Origin of the sequence: Bradyrhizobium canariense, from assembly GCF_019402665.1 — a bacterium.
Lineage (GTDB): Bacteria > Pseudomonadota > Alphaproteobacteria > Rhizobiales > Xanthobacteraceae > Bradyrhizobium > Bradyrhizobium canariense.
In genome coordinates, this window is sequence record NZ_VSST01000029.1 from 13,003 (window position 1) to 29,020 (window position 16,018).

General features: G+C 64.6%; 15 protein-coding genes and 1 pseudogene. 6 read left to right on the forward strand and 10 right to left on the reverse strand.

The features are described from left to right. Nucleotides 1-83 precede the first annotated feature (83 nt). From FXB41_RS16110 to FXB41_RS16125, 4 genes are all read right to left on the reverse strand, one after another. A complete protein-coding gene (locus tag FXB41_RS16110) occupies nucleotides 84-461 on the reverse strand; it encodes a DUF1850 domain-containing protein (RefSeq protein WP_311985854.1) in 378 nt (125 codons plus the stop codon). Next, nucleotides 458-2,566, reverse strand: a complete 2,109-nt coding sequence (locus tag FXB41_RS16115) for a TRAP transporter permease (RefSeq protein WP_219682441.1) — start codon at nucleotides 2,564-2,566, stop codon at nucleotides 458-460. Before FXB41_RS16115 ends, FXB41_RS16110 begins: the two co-directional genes overlap by 4 nt. 160 nt (nucleotides 2,567-2,726) lie before the next feature. Beyond that, complete coding sequence (locus FXB41_RS16120; protein WP_007597521.1) at nucleotides 2,727-3,674, reverse strand: TAXI family TRAP transporter solute-binding subunit; 948 nt, start codon at nucleotides 3,672-3,674, stop codon at nucleotides 2,727-2,729. A gap of 349 nt (nucleotides 3,675-4,023) precedes the next feature. Further along, on the reverse strand, nucleotides 4,024-4,503 hold the full coding sequence (locus FXB41_RS16125; protein ID WP_219682442.1) for a hypothetical protein: 480 nt from the start codon (nucleotides 4,501-4,503) through the stop codon (nucleotides 4,024-4,026). A 195-nt stretch (nucleotides 4,504-4,698) separates the two neighbouring features. Between FXB41_RS16125 and FXB41_RS16130 the strand changes: the two genes are divergently transcribed. Beyond that, entirely contained in the window at nucleotides 4,699-5,001 is a 303-nt protein-coding gene (locus FXB41_RS16130) for a hypothetical protein (protein WP_219682443.1), read from the forward strand. Nucleotides 5,002-5,168: 167 nt separating this feature from the next. Here the strand turns inward: FXB41_RS16130 and FXB41_RS16135 are convergent, their stop codons facing one another. Both FXB41_RS16135 and FXB41_RS16140 read right to left on the reverse strand, forming a co-directional pair. Beyond that, the gene (locus tag FXB41_RS16135) at nucleotides 5,169-6,383 is read right to left on the reverse strand and encodes a hypothetical protein (RefSeq protein ID WP_219682444.1); all 1,215 of its coding nucleotides are present in this window, start codon (nucleotides 6,381-6,383) and stop codon (nucleotides 5,169-5,171) included. Between the two features lie 70 nt (nucleotides 6,384-6,453). Further along, entirely contained in the window at nucleotides 6,454-7,083 is a 630-nt protein-coding gene (locus tag FXB41_RS16140; RefSeq protein WP_376707503.1) for an NUDIX hydrolase, read from the reverse strand. 67 nt (nucleotides 7,084-7,150) lie between these two features. Here FXB41_RS16140 and FXB41_RS16145 point away from each other — a divergent pair, with 67 nt between their 5' ends. The 4 genes from FXB41_RS16145 (at nucleotide 7,151) to FXB41_RS16160 (ending at nucleotide 10,965) form a co-directional block, all read left to right on the forward strand. Next, the gene (locus tag FXB41_RS16145; protein WP_219682446.1) at nucleotides 7,151-7,576 is read left to right on the forward strand and encodes a PaaI family thioesterase; all 426 of its coding nucleotides are present in this window, start codon (nucleotides 7,151-7,153) and stop codon (nucleotides 7,574-7,576) included. A gap of 279 nt (nucleotides 7,577-7,855) precedes the next feature. After that, a complete protein-coding gene (locus tag FXB41_RS16150) occupies nucleotides 7,856-8,866 on the forward strand; it encodes an aldo/keto reductase (protein WP_007597527.1) in 1,011 nt (336 codons plus the stop codon). Between the two features lie 13 nt (nucleotides 8,867-8,879). Further along, on the forward strand, nucleotides 8,880-10,193 hold the full coding sequence (locus FXB41_RS16155) for a tetratricopeptide repeat protein (RefSeq protein ID WP_219682447.1): 1,314 nt from the start codon (nucleotides 8,880-8,882) through the stop codon (nucleotides 10,191-10,193). A 196-nt stretch (nucleotides 10,194-10,389) separates the two neighbouring features. After that, on the forward strand, nucleotides 10,390-10,965 hold the full coding sequence (locus FXB41_RS16160) for a hypothetical protein (protein ID WP_007597530.1): 576 nt from the start codon (nucleotides 10,390-10,392) through the stop codon (nucleotides 10,963-10,965). 9 nt (nucleotides 10,966-10,974) lie between these two features. Here the strand turns inward: FXB41_RS16160 and FXB41_RS16165 are convergent. Then, nucleotides 10,975-12,532, reverse strand: a pseudogene (locus tag FXB41_RS16165) (oleate hydratase). A gap of 358 nt (nucleotides 12,533-12,890) precedes the next feature. On the opposite strand from FXB41_RS16165, the gene FXB41_RS16170 reads away from it, so the two are divergent. After that, nucleotides 12,891-13,211, forward strand: coding sequence for a hypothetical protein (locus tag FXB41_RS16170; protein ID WP_219682448.1), 321 nt, complete (start codon nucleotides 12,891-12,893; stop codon nucleotides 13,209-13,211). A gap of 57 nt (nucleotides 13,212-13,268) precedes the next feature. Here FXB41_RS16170 and FXB41_RS16175 read toward each other — a convergent pair whose 3' ends face one another. The 3 genes from FXB41_RS16175 to FXB41_RS16185 are packed head-to-tail and all read right to left on the reverse strand — an operon-like array spanning nucleotide 13,269 to nucleotide 15,950. Continuing rightward, the gene (locus tag FXB41_RS16175) at nucleotides 13,269-14,540 is read right to left on the reverse strand and encodes a flavin monoamine oxidase family protein (protein WP_219682449.1); all 1,272 of its coding nucleotides are present in this window, start codon (nucleotides 14,538-14,540) and stop codon (nucleotides 13,269-13,271) included. 8 nt (nucleotides 14,541-14,548) lie between these two features. Continuing rightward, nucleotides 14,549-15,259 (reverse strand): RibD family protein, encoded by a 711-nt coding sequence (locus tag FXB41_RS16180; protein ID WP_219682450.1) that lies wholly within the window; start codon nucleotides 15,257-15,259, stop codon nucleotides 14,549-14,551. A 19-nt stretch (nucleotides 15,260-15,278) separates the two neighbouring features. Then, nucleotides 15,279-15,950 (reverse strand): FABP family protein, encoded by a 672-nt coding sequence (locus FXB41_RS16185; RefSeq protein WP_007597539.1) that lies wholly within the window; start codon nucleotides 15,948-15,950, stop codon nucleotides 15,279-15,281. Nucleotides 15,951-16,018 lie beyond the last annotated feature (68 nt).

Below are 16,018 nucleotides of genomic sequence, written 5' to 3' on the forward strand. Positions count from 1 at the left end.
TTCTCCTTTATTTTTCTTGTAGCCCGGATGAGCGTAGCGATATCCGAGTCCGCCGCTCCCGGATGTCGCTTCGCTCATCCGGGCTACGGATGGTCGCAAATCTTCATCTTTGTGACGTTAGCACCAATGGGATGACCGACAATCTCGGACAACGTCCGGCACTTGCCGTCATGGCATAGCCGCCATTCGCCAGCCGCGCCCGAATTGCCGAGCACCACCTCCGGCATCGGCGCACGCGCAGGCCTCCACTGAAACCAGCCGTCGACGAGGCGCGCCTCGGGCGGCGGCTCCATGCCGGGGCCGGTGCCCTTCACGCGTGCCTGCGTCAGTTCGAGCCCGGCGGGGGTGACGCGCCAGTCTTCCTGCCAGTCGACCTTCGCGATGGAATGCGTCCACACCAGCGTGAACGCGGACAGCGCCAGCGCCTTCACGCCTGAGGTTGTGACGAAGCAGAGGCTCACACCGCCTCGACCGGCGACGGCGGACGCCGCCGCCACTGCCACAGCACGATTGCCGCGGCGAGCAGGAAGCCGGCGGTGTCGCTGAACGGGAAATCGCCGAGCAGGCAGATCGCGGCACCGAGCGCGACCAAACGTTCAAGGAACGTCAGGCGCGTGAACAGGAAGCCGATGGCGACCATGCCGAACAGGGCGATCGCCACCAGGGCCTTCAAGGTCGCCAACGCCACCGCGCCGTAGAAGCCGAGCTTGGCTGCCATGGGATCGCCGGCCTGCAGCATCAGCGCCGGCGAATAGACGAAGATGAAGGGGATGACGTAGCCGGCCAGCGCGATACGCATCGCCTCCCAGCCGATCTTGTCAGGATTCTCCTTCGCGATCGGTGCCGCGGCTAACGCAGCCAGCGCCACCGGCGGCGAGAGGTCGGCCATGATGCCGTAATAGAACGCGAACATGTGGCTCGCGATCAGCGGTACGCCGAGTTTCGCCAGCGCGGGCGCCGCGAGCGCCGCCGTGATGATGTAGGTCGGGATGGTCGGGATGCCGGTGCCGAGCAGGATCGACAGCAGCATGGTCATGATCAGCGCCAGGAACAGGCTCTTCTCGCCGAGGCCGATCACCCAACCGCCGAAGATGGTGCCGACGCCGGTCTGCGACATCATGCCGATGATGACGCCGACAATGGCGCAAGCCATGCCGACGGTGATGGCGGATTTCGCGCTTTCAGCCAGCGCATCGCGGCAGGCGCGCAGGGCGGAAAATCCGCCGCGCACGAACGCAGTGATCACGATCAACGCGACGACGACGCCTGCGACCGGCACGATCTGAAGGCCGTCGCGCGAGAGCGCCGCGACCACGAGCGCAAGCCCGATCCAGAAAATATAGCGGATAGCCATCGAAGGTGCGCCCGTCGTGATGGCGGTGCCGAGGATCAGCCCCACTGTGAGCGCGAGGCCCATGCTGCCGGCATAGAGTGGCGTAAAGCCTTCGAACAGCATGTAGACGAGCGCTGCGAGCGGCAGCACGAGGTACCAGCGCGTCACCAGCGCCTTCCAGGCGCTCGGGGTCTCCGACTTCTTCATCCCGGTGAGCCCGTGCTTGCCGGCCTCCAGATGCACCATCCAGAAGGCGGAGGCGAAATAGAGCATCGCGGGAATCGCCGCCGCTTTCACGATCTCCGAATATTGGACGCCGAGCGTCTCCGCCATGATGAAGGCAACCGCGCCCATCACCGGCGGCATGATCTGCCCGCCCATCGAGGCCGTCGCCTCGACGCCGGCCGCGAACGCGCGGCGATAGCCGAACCTGATCATCAGCGGAATCGTGAACTGGCCAACAGTGACGACGTTGGCGACGCCCGAGCCCGAGATCGTGCCCATCATGCCCGAGGCGAACACCGCGACCTTGGCCGGGCCGCCGCGGGTCCTGCCGAACAACCCAAGAGAAACGTCGGTGAAGAGCTGGATCATGCCGGCGCGCTCCAGGAACGAGCCGAACAGGATGAACAGGAAAATGTAGGTCGCCGAGACGTAGATCGGCACGCCGTAAAAGCCCTCGGTGCCGAAGGAGAGATGAGTGACGATCTGGTCGAAATCATAGCCGCGATGGTTCAGCGGTGACGGCAGATACTGGCCGAAGAACCAGTAGACGAGACAGGCGCCGCACATCAGCGGGAGCGCCGCGCCCATCAGCCGCCGCGTGCCCTCGAAGATCAGGACGGCGAGCAGCGTGCCGACCACAAGATCGAGGCGCGTCGGATCGCCGTCACGTGCGATCAGATCCGCATAGAAGATCCATTGATAGAGCCCGCACAGAAAGCCCGCGCTGCCGATCAGCCAGCCGATCGCGCGGCCGAAATCGCTTTTGGCGGTGAAATTGCCGATCAGACCGAAGGTGAGGAGGATGAGGAATCCGACATGGACGCCGCGCACCACCTGGCTCGGCAGATAGTTGAAGGCCGCGACATAAAGCTGGAAGGTCGCGAAGGCGATGCCGATCCAGTACGCGAGCGTGCCCCACCAGCCCGGGCCAAAGCCTTCCGGAAAACCGTGTTCGAAATTGTCGAACTCGACCTTGATGGGCGCTTCGCTGCCCTCTGCCTGCAACATCGATATGTCCCCAACCGTCCAGCGCTTATAGCATTGGCGCCGCGTATTCAGACCGTCATGCCCGGGCTTGTCCCGGGCATCCACGATCTTTCTCGCCTGGCCTTAGAACGTGGATGGCCGGGACAAGCCCGGCCATGACGTCCGATAGTGACGGCCGACCTTACTTGATCAGCCCCTTTTCCTTGTAATAGCGGATCGCGCCGGGGTGCAGCGGAACCGGGCTGCCGCTGGCGGCCGTCTCGAGCTTGATCTCCTTGCCGGCCGCATGCGCGTTGGCGAGCTCGGGCAGCGACTCGTAGACCAGTTTTGTCATCTGGTAGGCAAGATCGTCCGACACGGCCGAGCTGGTGACGAGATAGTTGACCACGGCCGCGGTCGGCACGTCCTTGTCCTGCCCGGTGTAGGTGTTGGCGGGAATGGTCGCCGCGATGAAGGGCAGGCCGATCTTGTCGACGGTCTCCTTCGGTACCGACACCACCGTGATCGGGCTCGAGGTCGACAGATCCTTCAACGAGGCCACGCCGAGCCCGGCCGATTGCAGGGTCGCGCCGAGCTGTCGGTTCTTCATGAGATCGACGGATTCGGCGAACGGCAGATACTCGACCTTGCCGAGATCCTTGTAGCTCATACCCGCCGCCGCCAGAATCGCGCGCGAATTCAGCTCCGTGCCCGATTTCGGCGCGCCGACCGACAGGCTCTTGCCCTTGAGGTCCGCCAGCGTCTTGATGCCGCTCTCGGCGGTCGCGACGATCTGGATGTAGTTCGGATAGATCGCGCCGATGGTCCTGAGCTTGTCGAGCTTGGACTTGAAGCCCGCCTCCTCCTCGCCGTCCCAGGCCGCTTTCAGCGAGTCGCCCAGCGTGAACGCCAGCTCGCCGCGGCCCTGCTGGAGCAGGATCAGATTCTCGACTGACGCCTTGGTGGCCTGCACCTGCGTCTTCACGTTCGGAATCTTGTCACCGTAGATCTTTCCGATCGCGACCCCGAGCGGATAGTAGACGCCGGAGGTGCCGCCGGTCAGCACGTTGATGAAGGATTGCGCCTGCGCGCAAGGCGCCGACGCCGCCAGAGCAACAGCCGCGGCCACGCCGAAAATCGTTCGTTTCATGATCTTTCTACTCCCCAAACCGGCCGGGAAGTTGGCCGGATGAGGGGGGCGGGTCAACCCATCCAAAAGTCAAAACAGGACTGCGGTAAATGGCTGTCCTGGCTCGATTTTTGGGGAACTCGGCGGGTGCGGCGAGGTGGCGCAGCCAGGCACGCTCGAGCGAGAATCAATCACTCACGCGGCAGGTTCGGTGCAACCTCTCCCGCGTGCGGGAGAGGTCGGCGCGAAGCGCCGGGTGAGGGCTTTCTCCTCTGGGGGATTGCCCCATTGCGGAAACACCCTCTCCCCAACCCTCCGCGCAAGCGAGCAGGGAGCGCACCGTCACTGGCGAACTCTCTCTGGCAAACGCTTACTGGAAAGTCATGTCCAGGCATTTGGAGATGTCGGAGCCGAGGCCGGAGGAGATGATGATGCAGCCGCGCACCTTCTGCGCGCCGACGTCGGCGGCCCAGACCGAGTAGCCGCCGGGGCCGAAGAACGAATTGGTGTTCGGCGGCTCGGTCTCGGTGGCGTCGAAATCGTAATGGCCGTCGGTCTCGAAGATGCGCGGCTTCTTGGTGCAGGCGCCGTCGGTCTGGACGTTGATGACTTCCTTGTTGTCGCGGGTCAGCGCCAGCGAGACCTGGCAACGGAAATATTCCGAGGTCTTGGTGTTGAAGAGATATGTGTAGGACTTGCAGGTCGCGGTGTTCAGCTTGCCTGGGGCCAGGCCGCGGCTGCACGAAATCCTCTGGTTGTGGCTGAGCTGGTAATCATCGGCCCGGGCGGCCGGCGCGAGCACCGTCAGCAACAGGCCGGCGGCCCAGCAAGCTTTAATGACGAAGTTCATTCGAATCATCCCCTACCCAATGTTTTTGTCGAATTGCGTTCTAGACGGAAAGCGGAACATAGTCGCGCGGGGACGAAGGGAAAATCACAAACTGCTCGGCAAGACGTGATGCGCTGCGGCGCTTTCGCAAATTGACCTGGAAGCGCCGTTCGTGATTTGTTCAAGCCGGGGCGCCTCGATGGGGAGGATAGGGTGATGGCATTTTCGACAAGGATTTTTCTGGTGACGGCCGTGCTCGGCGCGTTCGCTGCGCCCGCATTGGCGCAGACCGCTGCAACACCTTGGGAGCTCAAGCCTGACACCGGCTACGCCTATGACAAGGACGGCAAGACCTTCTCCTACAAGATGGGCACCAGCAATGCCGGCGAACTTCTGAAGGGCGCCAAGAAGGTGCCAAAGGGCACGCTGTTCTTCATCGGCCACAACGGCCAGCTCTACATGCGCAGCGGCCCGTATCTGGAAGGCGACGGCAAGTTCAAGTTCGGGTCGGATCAGTAGGGCGGGGATGGCGGGCGACGGCGCCACCACACACTCGGTGTCATCACCCGCGAAAGCGGGTGATCCAGTATTCCAGAGGCCGTCGTGATTGAATCGAGAGGCCGCGGCGTCCTGGATGCCCCGGTCAAGCCGGGGCATGACAGCGGAAGGTGTGGCAGGGCGAACGGCTAGAACGCCCCCGCCAGCTCGCGCGCGCCGGCGTTGTTGCTGTTGCTGTCCATCCTCGTATCCGTCACCGCCAGCAGCTTCGCCACCGTGTTGTGGCGGATCGCGACCGGGTTGCGCTCGTAGCCGCCGCGCTGGAAGAAGTTCGAGGTCGGCACCTGCTCGCGCATCGCCTGCGGCATCGTCACCATGTCGAGGCCGGTGCCGTCGCCGGTGAGGTTCATCATCTCGAGCTCGGCCGCGCTGAGCGGGCGGCTATAGCCCTTGGCGCGCGCAAACAGCACCGAGGTGAGCAGTTTGTGGGTCTGCAGCATCGGTCCGATGTCGATGTCGAGCACCATGGCATGCATGGCCCAGCCCTGCGCGGTGTTGCCGATCTTCTCGTGCTCCGACCAGGTGTCGGGCACCGATTTGGCATGTGCCACCATTTTCTTCAGAACGGCGAGCTTGTGCTCGAGCGACTGTCGCGCCGGGCCCGAGGTCCGCGCGACCCTGTCGGAGAGCGCACGGATGAATTCATGGCCTTGCTCGGCCAGCAGCTCGACGCTGTTGGTCGTCAGCAGCTGGTTGTAGCCCATCGCGGTCGAAATGGCGCGCTTGCCGCCATGCTCGATTCCCGCCTGCACGTCGTAACTGCCGGTGCCGCCGGTCTCGAACGCATAGACCCGCACCGCCTGCTCGCGCGTCAGCCCCGAGGCCACCGCGTAGCGCGCATAGACGCGCTTGAATTCGACTTCGCTGGAGGGTCGCTGCGGCGTGAACTGGTAGAGTTCCTGCGCCGCGCGCAGCAGATCGGCGGCCACGGGGATCGGCTTTCTCGTCGGCCGGTCCGGGGTTTCCTCTGGCTCCGGATTCACCGGCCGTTTCGGCCCGTTATAGAGCGGCGGATGCTCCAGCACGTAATCGTCGAGCGTGATCTGCTGCCCGCTGCGCCGCTTGGCGTTGCGACCTTTCCGCTTCTCGGAGATCTGACTCCAATATGCGCCGGCTTCCTCGTCGAACGCAGCACGCGCCGCCTGATATTCCTGCAGCTTGCGGCGATATTCGAGCACGGCCGGCGACGCGCCGCCTTGCGCGAAAAATTGCGACAACAGCTGGGCTTTGGCATTGCGGACGGCTGGCGGCAGCGCGTCGGATTCGCCCCCGCGCGCGGCAGGCGCGAGCAGGACGAGCGCGAGTGGAACCAGTCTCACGGCATTTCGAATCGATCGATGCATGCTGCCCTCTTAGCAGGCATCCGGTAACTGTCACGTTAACGCGCCGTTTACCTCGTTTTCGCCCCTCGCGTCATTTCCAGGCGAATACCGGCTGTTCCAGCTCGGTGACGCGGGTGTGCCGTCCTGCCAGCACTTCGCGGAACTGGTAGATCAACGCCGCCGTCGGTGCGTGGATCAAGCTCGACTGATGATGGAAGCGGATCACACGGCGCGTGCTCTCGGGGATCCCGACGAAATCAAACGCATCTTCGCGCTCGATCGTCGCAAGCGCGATGCGATGGACGGAGGCGACCTCGTCGGGGTTTGGTTTGATCGCGGCACTGTCGGCGGCCCAGACCACGACCGGCGTGATCAGATAGCCGGAGCGGGTCGGATAATCATCGAGCGTCCCGAGCACCTCCGCGCCGGTGAGCTGGAGGCCGAGCTCCTCGTCGAGCTCGCGTAGCGCCGCCTCGACCGGCGTCTCGCCGGCATCGCAGCGTCCACCGGGCAAGGCCCATTGACCGCGATGGGCGCGCAAATGAGATGCGCGCAGCGTGAGCAGCAACGCTGTGTCATCGCTCTCGCTGGCCGCAGTCAGCGCAACTGCCACCGCGGCGCGCTTCAACGCCGCCGGCGCCTCGTCCTCCGGCAGCCGCGTGAAGGCCGCGCAGGCGGCCGCGATATTCCGCCGTGTGGCATCGTCGAACGATCTCATGATGCTTGACTACACCACGTCCGGCCCCGATGAAATGAGATCGCACGACCCGCTCAGGAATGGACGAGACATGACCAACAGAGCCGCCGCACGGCTGAAATCAGACGGCTGGACCATCCTGGAGACCACGGGCTTCATGCATCTGATCGGCCCATTGTGGGAGCGCAAGGTCGACGGCCAACACGAATTCGCACTTGCGACCGAGGACAAGCACCACAACCGCCGCGGCATGGTCCAGGGCGGCGTGATGATGACGTTCGCGGACCGTACCTGCGGCATGACCGCCCGCTACGTCTCCGGCAAGGAGTTCATGGCGACGGTGCAGCTCGACACCCATTTCGTCGAAGCCGGCCAGATCGGCGACATCCTGATCTCCCGCCCGCGCGTGGTGCGCTCGACGCGCAGCCTGATCTTCATGAGCACCGAGGTCAGCGTGGACGGCCGCTGCGTGGTGATGGCCAATGGTGTGTTCAAGATTTTGAAGGGGCCGGGGTAACTCCACACCCAACGCTGTCATTCCCCGCGAAGGCGGGGAATCCAGTACGCCGAGGCTTCTCCGGTCATCACTGTCCTCTCGGCGTACTGGATCGCCCGGTCAAGCCGGGCGATGACAGCTGAGAGCGTAGCAAGCTGCTCCCCCAACCTCGTCATTGCGAGCGCAGCGAAGCAATCCAGAATCTTTCCGCAGACGCATCTCTGGATTGCCTAGCTGCGCTCGCAATGACGGAGTGAGACGGCTATGCTGGCGTGTCAACAAGCGTTGAGGAAACAGCCCATGCAATATCGCCAACTCGGCCGCAGCGGCATCAAAGTGTCGCCGATCTGCTTGGGCACGATGATGTTCGGCGGGCCGACCGATGAAGCCACCTCAAAGCGGATCATCGCGAAGGCGCACGAGGCCGGGATCAATTTCATCGACACCGCGGATGCCTATTCGAAGGGTGCATCCGAAGAGGTCGTGGGACGCGCGATCGGCAACAACCGTCACGCCTGGGTGCTCGCGACGAAACTCGCCAATCCCATGGGCGACGATCCCAACCGTGTCGGCCTGTCGCGACGCTGGGTATTGCAGGCGGCGGATGAGAGCCTCAAGCGGCTCGGCACCGATCACATCGACATCTATTATCTGCACAAGGAAGACCATGCGACGCCGCTCGAAGAGACGGTGCGCGCGATGGGCGATTTGATCCGCGCCGGCAAAGTGCGCTATTTCGGCGTCTCGAACTACCGCGCCTGGCGCGTCGCCGAAATCTGCAACATCTGCGACCGGCTCGGCATCGACCGGCCCGCGGTGAGCCAGCCCTATTACAACGCCATGAACCGCATGCCCGAAGTCGAGCACTTCCCGGCCTGCTCCTATTACGGCCTCGGCATCGTGCCCTACAGCCCGCTGGCGCGCGGCGTGCTGACCGGCAAATACAAGCCCGACGCGGCTCCCGACAAGGAGACGCGCGCAGGCCGCAACGACACGCGCATGATGCAGACCGAATGGCGGCCGGAATCGCTTCAGCTGGCGCAGGAGATCAAGGCCCACGCTGAGAAAAAGGGCATCACCGCAGGCCAGTTCGCGGTCGCCTGGGTGCTGAACTCCGCCTTTGTCTCCTCGATCGTTGCCGGGCCGCGCACCGAGGAGCAATGGGACGGCTACACCGGCGCGCTCGACTATCGCTTCACTGCGGAAGACGAGGCGCTGATCGACAGGCTCGTCGTGCCGGGGCATCCCTCGACGCCGGGCTACAACGACCCGGCCTATCCGATTGAAGGACGTCGCGCGCGGACGGCTTGAGCCGGAGACAGGAATGGCCCTCGAAGATCGCTACGGCCTGCCGCTCTCTACCTCTTCGCCCGAGGCGGCATCCGCTTATCGTGAGGGCGTCGACCTCATGCTCGCGGGCTGGACCGGTACGGCGGAAACGCTGGAGCGCGCGATTGCGGCCGATCCGGATTTTGCGATGGCCCATATCGCCCGCGGCCGCCTGCATGGCTTCTATCAGCAAGGCGATCTGGCACGGCAGAAGGCGGCACTCGCGCGTGAGCTCGTGGCGACACGCGGCACGGAACGCGAGCGTTCGCATGTCGAGACGCTGGCGCTCGCAATCGAGGGCCGGCTGCCCGAGGCGATCGCGGCGACGATGAAGCACGTCGAGGCGTGGCCGCGCGATGCATTGGTGCTGTCGCTGCCGCTCGGCGCCTTCGGCCTGTTCGCATTCTCCGGCATGGCCGATCACGACCGCGCGCGGCAGGAGCTGTGCGAGCGCGTGGCGCATCACTATGGCGAGGATTGGTGGTTCCTCACCATGTACGGCTGGGCGATGACCGAGAACGGCAATGTCGGTCGCGGTCGCGGTATCACCGAGCGCGGCTTCGACCTGCGCCGGCAGAATGCCCACGCCGCGCACGCCGTGCTGCATGCGATGTTCGAGGACGGTTCGATCGAGGCGGCCGACCGACTCGTCGACGACTGGATACCCTCTTACGACCGGGCTGGAATTTTGCACGGCCACATCCGTTGGCATCAGGCGCTCGGCGCGCTGGAGCATGGCGATGCCGCGCGGGCGCTCGCGATCTATGCCGACGTGCTGCAGCCGCAGGCGACGCAGGCGCCGCCGCTCAACGTCGTCACCGACGCCGCGTCCCTGCTCTGGCGCCTGTCGGCTTACGGCCACGCCGTGCCGAAAGCGCTCTGGGTCGAAGCCGATGCCACCGCGCAAAAGCTGTTTCCGAAATCGAGCCTGCCCTTCGCCGACATCCACATGGCGCTGTTCGCGGCTGCGACGCAAAATCGCGAGGCGCTCGCCATACGTCTTGCCGCGATCGAGCAGCGGCTCGCCGATGGCAAGCTTCCGGCCGGTCCCGTGGTGCCCGCGGTCTGCCGTGCGCTGGCAGCCTTTGCGGAAGAGGATTACGCGGCATGCGTGCAAATGCTCGCGCCGGTCCTCGGCGAGGTCGTGCGCGTCGGCGGCAGCCATGCCCAGCGCGAGTTGATCGAGGACACTTTTGTCGTTGCCCTCACGCGCAGCGGCGACCTGCCGCGCGCCCGCGCGCTGCTCGACGCGCGCCTGCACCGCCGTCCCTCCCTGCGCGATACGCGCTGGCAGGCGGCAATGGGGTAGCTCCGCCACGAAAAAAACACCGGCCGGGCGGCAAGTGCCGGCCGGGAATGGTTGGGCGATACGGGCGAATCGCCGTTGGGGTGGCGCGGTGGTATTTCAGACGAATCCGGTAGAACAAACGGGATCGCAACCAATTTGCGGTTCGCTGGTTATCGGACGGAACTTTTCCGTGGTTCCCTGGCATGTGAGCCTCCCGATGCGCCTCTGCCGACCAGTCCTCACCGCCGCCCTTATCAGCCTGGCAAGCCCTTGTTTTGCCGAGTCTTCCTTGTCGATTCCCGTCAACAACCCTCCGGCCGCAAACGCTTACGTCGACCTGCTGGCGCTGATGTCCGGCCACTGCAAGACGTTGAAGGTCGCCGGGCGCACCTTCGCCTGCAAGACGGTGGCCTACGCCCATGGTGACAAGGGCCGGGTCAATTTCGCGGTCGCGGTCGACGATCCCGCCGATCACAATCACGTCGTGTCGTTCTCCGGCGAGAACGGCAAGCGCGCCGACGACAATTCCTACGAGCTGCCGATCGATCGCATGCTGCTCAACTCCAAGGACCGCCCCAAGGTCGACGGGTTGCCAGTGCCGGCCGAGCAGACCTCCACCGGCCTCTGCCGCCAGACCGGCAATTTCGCCGCCAAGAAGGTGACTGATGTCACCTGCTCCGCCACCGACAGCGAGGGCCGCCGCTACGAACTGCTGTTCGTTTCCGACGGCACGCCCGTGAGCGTGCGTCGTATCAGGCAGTCGGCGCCATCGATCCAGGATCCGTTCAAATAACTCGACCCGTCACGTGAACGCCTTTTCCAGCGTTGCGAAGATCACTGCGAGCGATTTGTCGTGCCGCGTCACCGGCGGCACCGGGCGATCGATCTTCATCAGCTGATAGACCGCCGTCTGCGCCGCGCGCACCGAATATTCGACGGTGAACACGACGTCATCGGGGATTTCGACGAACTGGCTGACAGGCGAGATTGACGGAATTCCTGGGCACCGGCAGCGGCCGGTCGGTCGCGCTGCGCGGCATGAACATGCTGGTGATGTAGGGCATGCGGCAGGGAACGCAGATCGCATCCTCGAAGACGCCAAGGTCGAAATTCAGATGGCCGCAAAGCTCCTTCAGGATGTCAGCGCCGCTGCAATCGGACATCGGTTTGGCCACGAAATTGCCGACGCGGTCGGGATGCAGCGCATAGCCCCAGAACACCTGCACGTTCTTCGGCTGTCCGGCGAAATGCGGCTGGTGATACAGCACCACCGACATCAGCCAGTTGGAGTCCCTGAACGTGACGAGGCCGCCGGTGCCCGCCTTGTTGCCGGAGAACGCCTCCATCTTGTCGAAGAAGCGCGGATCGCGGCAGGTGACCGTGAATGACAGCCAATAGGATTCCGGGATCGACGCGTTGAACGCGGACGGCTTGCCAAATTCGGGACGTCCCTCCGCGATTCGTTCCCACAGCGCCCAACCCCGGCTGTCGGACTTGGTCAGGCACGGAGCCGGCTCGGTCATCGAACCCAGGCTCGAGGCGTCCGTCATCGAGCCGTTCTGAAAGAACACCAGGTCGCCGTCCTCGAGCTGGACATTGGCGATGCGGCCGTCGCGGTCGAGTACGAGCTGGCGCACCCGCAAGCGTCCGTCCTCGCTCTCGATCGCCATGTCGGTGACGGCGGTCCCGCGCACGAACTGCACGCCCTGGCCCTTGAGCCAAGCGGCAAGCGGCCGCACGATCGCGTCATACTGGTTGTAGACGGTGCGCTTGACGCCGGCGAGCGTCTCGATGCGCGGGAATTCGTTCATGAAGCGATGCAGATAGCGCTTCAGCTCGACCGCGCTGTGCCAGGGCTGAAAGGCGAAAGTGGTCTGCCACATGTACCAGAAATTGGATTCGAAGAATTTGGGCGACAGCCAGTCGGTGATGCGGCTGTTGCCGAGCGTCTCCTCCGACGCCTCCGTGAGCCGCAGCAGCTCGAGCCGGTCGCGCGCGGAAAATCCCATATGCGAGACGTCGAGCTTGAAGCGGTTGCGATCGACCAACCTCGCCTGCGAATGCGCCGGGTTCTCGGTGTTGAACGCGACGGTTTCCTCGCGCACGCTGAGGCCGGGATGTTCGAGCGAGGGAATGCTCGACAGCAGGTCCCAGGTGCATTCGTAGTGATCGGTCGTGAGCATGCGTCCGCCGCGCAGCGAATAAGCGCCGTTCGCGAGCAGCGCGCCGTCGAGGCTGCCGCCGACCAGCGGCTGCGCCTCGTAGATCACGATGTCCCGCCCCGGCAGCTGCGCGTCACGAACCAGGAACGCCGCGCCCGCGAGCGATCCAATGCCGCCACCGATGAAATACGCCTTCATGTCTTGCCTCGATCTGCAATTCGAATTGTCGCGGCGACATTGCATGGGGAGACACTGGCCGGAGTTGCGCTGGATCAAGCGCAACGCGCATGAGGATCACGTTGAGTTGAGCGATTGACTGATCAGCGCCCGGCATGGCGGCCTTTCGCGACTCTCCACCGATGACGTGATTGCGTCATTCGCGGCAGAGTGATGGCAGAGTTGCGATCGACGCCCGCGATGCGACAATAAATCTCACGAGACGCACGCAGCCGCGCAAATCGAACGCCAATGAAACTGCGTCGTTTCGACGCCCGCACTGACCGGAACGCGCCGGATGACCACGTGTTGTCACACGACATTCAACTGGAGTAATGACATGAAGTATCTCATTGTCGCGATAGCCGTCGGTGCTGCGGCGCTTGCAGGCGGATCCGCGGCGAACGCGGCCAACAATTCAAGCGCGAAACACAACGCGCCAGCCGGCCAGTCGACCGATATCAGCGCGCAGCACAGGCACCACCATCACGGCTATCGCCATCACTGGCGTCCTCACCACCATCACGGATTTCATCGTCCGCACTACCGGAGCTACGGCTATTACCCGCGGCACCACGGCTATTACGGCGGCGGACCGTACGGATATTACGGCGGCGGCGGTCCCAGCGTGACGTTCGGCTTCGGCGGCAGCCGCTGGTAAGACGGTCGCTGGTAAGACGAAGGCCCGCGGGATGCGGGCCTTTTTCTTGACTGTCAGCTATCCCCGCAAGATCAGCCCCGCCGTTTGCTGGCCGCTCGCCAGCGCCGCTTCGACCGTGCCCATGTCGGCTCCGCGATAGAGCGCCTCGCCGGAGAACAGCACTGGACCGTCGGCCAGCGCGAGGATCGTTTGCGCCTCGCGCGTTCGCGGCGTCGCCCAGGAATAGGCGCCGCGGGCATAGGGATCGTGCGCCCAGTTGGTCGCAGCGGCCGCGATGAGCTCGCGCGCGAGATCTTCGCGCGACAGGCCGAAGACGGTCGCAAGCGAATCGAGCCCGGCATCGATCAGCGCTTGCGGGCCGAGGTGCGACAGCGCTGCCGTGCGCGGGCCGCCGAACCATCCGGTCAGCACGGGATGCCGGTTCGGATATTGCGTCCACCACACCGGGATGACCTGGTCGGACAAAATGAAGCTCATGTCCGCGAGCTCTTCCTTGCGCTCGCGCCACCATGGCCGCCTGAAGCGCAGCAGGATTTTTATCACGTTACCGAAGCCGATGTCGTCGGCCGCCGCCGCCTTCGCGCGCGCGCGGCTCGGCAGCCCGATCTCGCGCAATAGCGGCAACGGAACAGTGAGGATCACGCGACCGCAGCCATGCACGTCGCCGCCGATACAGCGAACGGCGATCGCGCCGCCCTCCTCCTCGATCGCCGACACCACGCAGCCGAAGCGAAACATCACGCCAAGGTTGCGGCACTCGGCTGCCAGGAAGTTGATCATCCCACCATAGCCGCCCTTGATGCGCGCCTGCGGAGAGTGCCCGCCAGCCATCCATTCCTCGCGCAGCGCCAGCGTGGAGGCGCGCTCGGGATCGGCCGCATCGTAGCCCTCGACCATTCGCTCGATCGAATGGCGCAGCCCCGCATGCTCATCGCCGGCAAAATGCCGGCGCAGGAAATCGGCGATGGTGAGATCGTCATTCAATTCCCGAACCACGGCGTGCAGCTTGGCCTCAAGCGGATCGTGGCGATCCTCGCGCACGATGTCTGCGCCGTCAAAGCCCCATCGCTCGCCTTCGATTTCCTGAAGGGACAGCCCGGCCTCATGCAGCAGCGCGCGCGTGACCGGCGCCTCGCCGTGGACGAATTCGGCGCCGCCATCGGCGGGGTAGCCGAACTCCGAAACAGACAGCGGATGGATGCGGCCGCCGCAGCGCTCGCGCGCCTCCAGGATCGTCACCGTCCTGCCCGCGCACGCCAGCTCGCGCGCCGCCATCAGGCCGGCCGCGCCGGCACCGACGATGACGATATGCTCTGATGTTGCCGACATGTCGGTGCTTACTTGCCCACGGCCTGCGGATCGTTCTGGATCAGATAGCGCAGCAGCAGGACGCCGCCGCCGAGATCCCGCGTGCTCTCCAGCGTCATCGCGCTCAGCGGTGCACGCCGGTCGCCATCGGCATCCGTGGAATCGAACACGAAGGGCGCGCCCTTGGCGCCGTCGATCGCGGGGCTAAGGATCAGATCGAACTCGTCGATCAGGCCGGCACGAAGGAACGCGCCGTTGGCGACGCCCCCGCCCTCCACCAGAAGGCGCTTCACGCCGAGCTCGCGGTTGAGAATGTCCACCGCCCGCGCGAGGTCGATCTCGGACTTTCCGGCAAAGATATAGGACACGCCCTCGCGGCGGAGCCCCGCGAGATGCGAATCGGAGACGCTCTCGGTCAGCACGACGACGATCGGATCGCCGCCGATATCGGAGCGGCCCCAGCCGATCTTGCCCTTCGCATCGAGCACGACGCCATAGGTTATCGCGTCACGTCGTGCCAACCAATTTTCGCGCGGAAATTTCGCGGCCGCCGTCGCGGGATAGGGCTTGCCCTTGGCGAACTCCGAGCCGGTGACGCGGCCGATTACCCAGGCATCGCCGCCGAGCTCGTCGTGGATCTTCTCGAACCAGTCCGTCCCTGCCCCCTTCGGGCGCCAGCGGCTCGGATGGGTGCGGCCGTCCAGACTCGAATGCATCAGACAGATGACGTAAGGCTTCATGCGTATCTCCGGGCCGCGCTCAGGCTGCCGGCTCATTGCCCTTATTCCCCGTGGCGCGATCGTTCAAGATCACCGCGAGGGGATTGAGCTTTGGCGGCGCGACGAGTTTCAGCGTGTTGGTGTCGCGATGGTTGAACGGCGCGCCGCGCACGAACAACTCGGTCTGGATCAGATAGGTCCAACTGCCGTCGTCGTTGAAGGTGATGTCGCAGCGGTAAGCATCGGTGCGGAACGCTTGTTCCAGAAAATCAGTCGAGCAGATCCCGTATGCGGTGTCGCCGCGCTTGGCGGTCACGGAGATCTCCTTGTCGTCCGCCCCGGCCTTGCCCGACGCCAGCAGCACCTGCCCGCGCGGGATCGCCAGCGTCTGCATGATCAGCCCGGTCGCGGGCTCCCACAACCAGTAGCCGACCTGGTCGTGGAAGGTGATGTCTTCCTCGGGCGTGTTGATGTGGATGTGATAGCGCAGCCCATAGAGCAGCTGCGGCCCGTTGGCCTGCGGATCGATCGGGTCCATCCGGATGCGCTCAATGAAGGTCCGCCGCTCCGGCCCCTCCGCCTTCGGATTGATATCGATACCTTTGTCGGCCTGCCAGCTGCCTGCGAGACGGCGGAGCGGGCCGAGATTGGCAAGCCCGTCGGGCGAGACGTCCTCGGGCTCGGTGAAGATATCGGCGGGAAGGGGGAGCATGGGTGTCCTCGCGTCATTGCGGAGGCAGCAATAGCATGAGAGCGCGGGCGTGGCTCGTTCGCAAGCCT

Coding starts and splice junctions, on each gene's coding strand:
- FXB41_RS16160 (WP_007597530.1), top strand. CDS start 10,390: ATGCGCCTCTGCCGACCAGTCCTCACCGCCGCCCTTATCAGCCTGGCA.
- FXB41_RS16125 (WP_219682442.1), bottom strand. CDS start 4,503: ATGAACTTCGTCATTAAAGCTTGCTGGGCCGCCGGCCTGTTGCTGACG.
- FXB41_RS16135 (WP_219682444.1), bottom strand. CDS start 6,383: ATGCATCGATCGATTCGAAATGCCGTGAGACTGGTTCCACTCGCGCTC.
- FXB41_RS16185 (WP_007597539.1), bottom strand. CDS start 15,950: ATGCTCCCCCTTCCCGCCGATATCTTCACCGAGCCCGAGGACGTCTCG.
- FXB41_RS16155 (WP_219682447.1), top strand. CDS start 8,880: ATGGCCCTCGAAGATCGCTACGGCCTGCCGCTCTCTACCTCTTCGCCC.
- FXB41_RS16120 (WP_007597521.1), bottom strand. CDS start 3,674: ATGAAACGAACGATTTTCGGCGTGGCCGCGGCTGTTGCTCTGGCGGCG.
- FXB41_RS16180 (WP_219682450.1), bottom strand. CDS start 15,259: ATGAAGCCTTACGTCATCTGTCTGATGCATTCGAGTCTGGACGGCCGC.
- FXB41_RS16175 (WP_219682449.1), bottom strand. CDS start 14,540: ATGTCGGCAACATCAGAGCATATCGTCATCGTCGGTGCCGGCGCGGCC.
- FXB41_RS16170 (WP_219682448.1), top strand. CDS start 12,891: ATGAAGTATCTCATTGTCGCGATAGCCGTCGGTGCTGCGGCGCTTGCA.
- FXB41_RS16145 (WP_219682446.1), top strand. CDS start 7,151: ATGACCAACAGAGCCGCCGCACGGCTGAAATCAGACGGCTGGACCATC.
- FXB41_RS16130 (WP_219682443.1), top strand. CDS start 4,699: ATGGCATTTTCGACAAGGATTTTTCTGGTGACGGCCGTGCTCGGCGCG.
- FXB41_RS16115 (WP_219682441.1), bottom strand. CDS start 2,566: ATGTTGCAGGCAGAGGGCAGCGAAGCGCCCATCAAGGTCGAGTTCGAC.
- FXB41_RS16150 (WP_007597527.1), top strand. CDS start 7,856: ATGCAATATCGCCAACTCGGCCGCAGCGGCATCAAAGTGTCGCCGATC.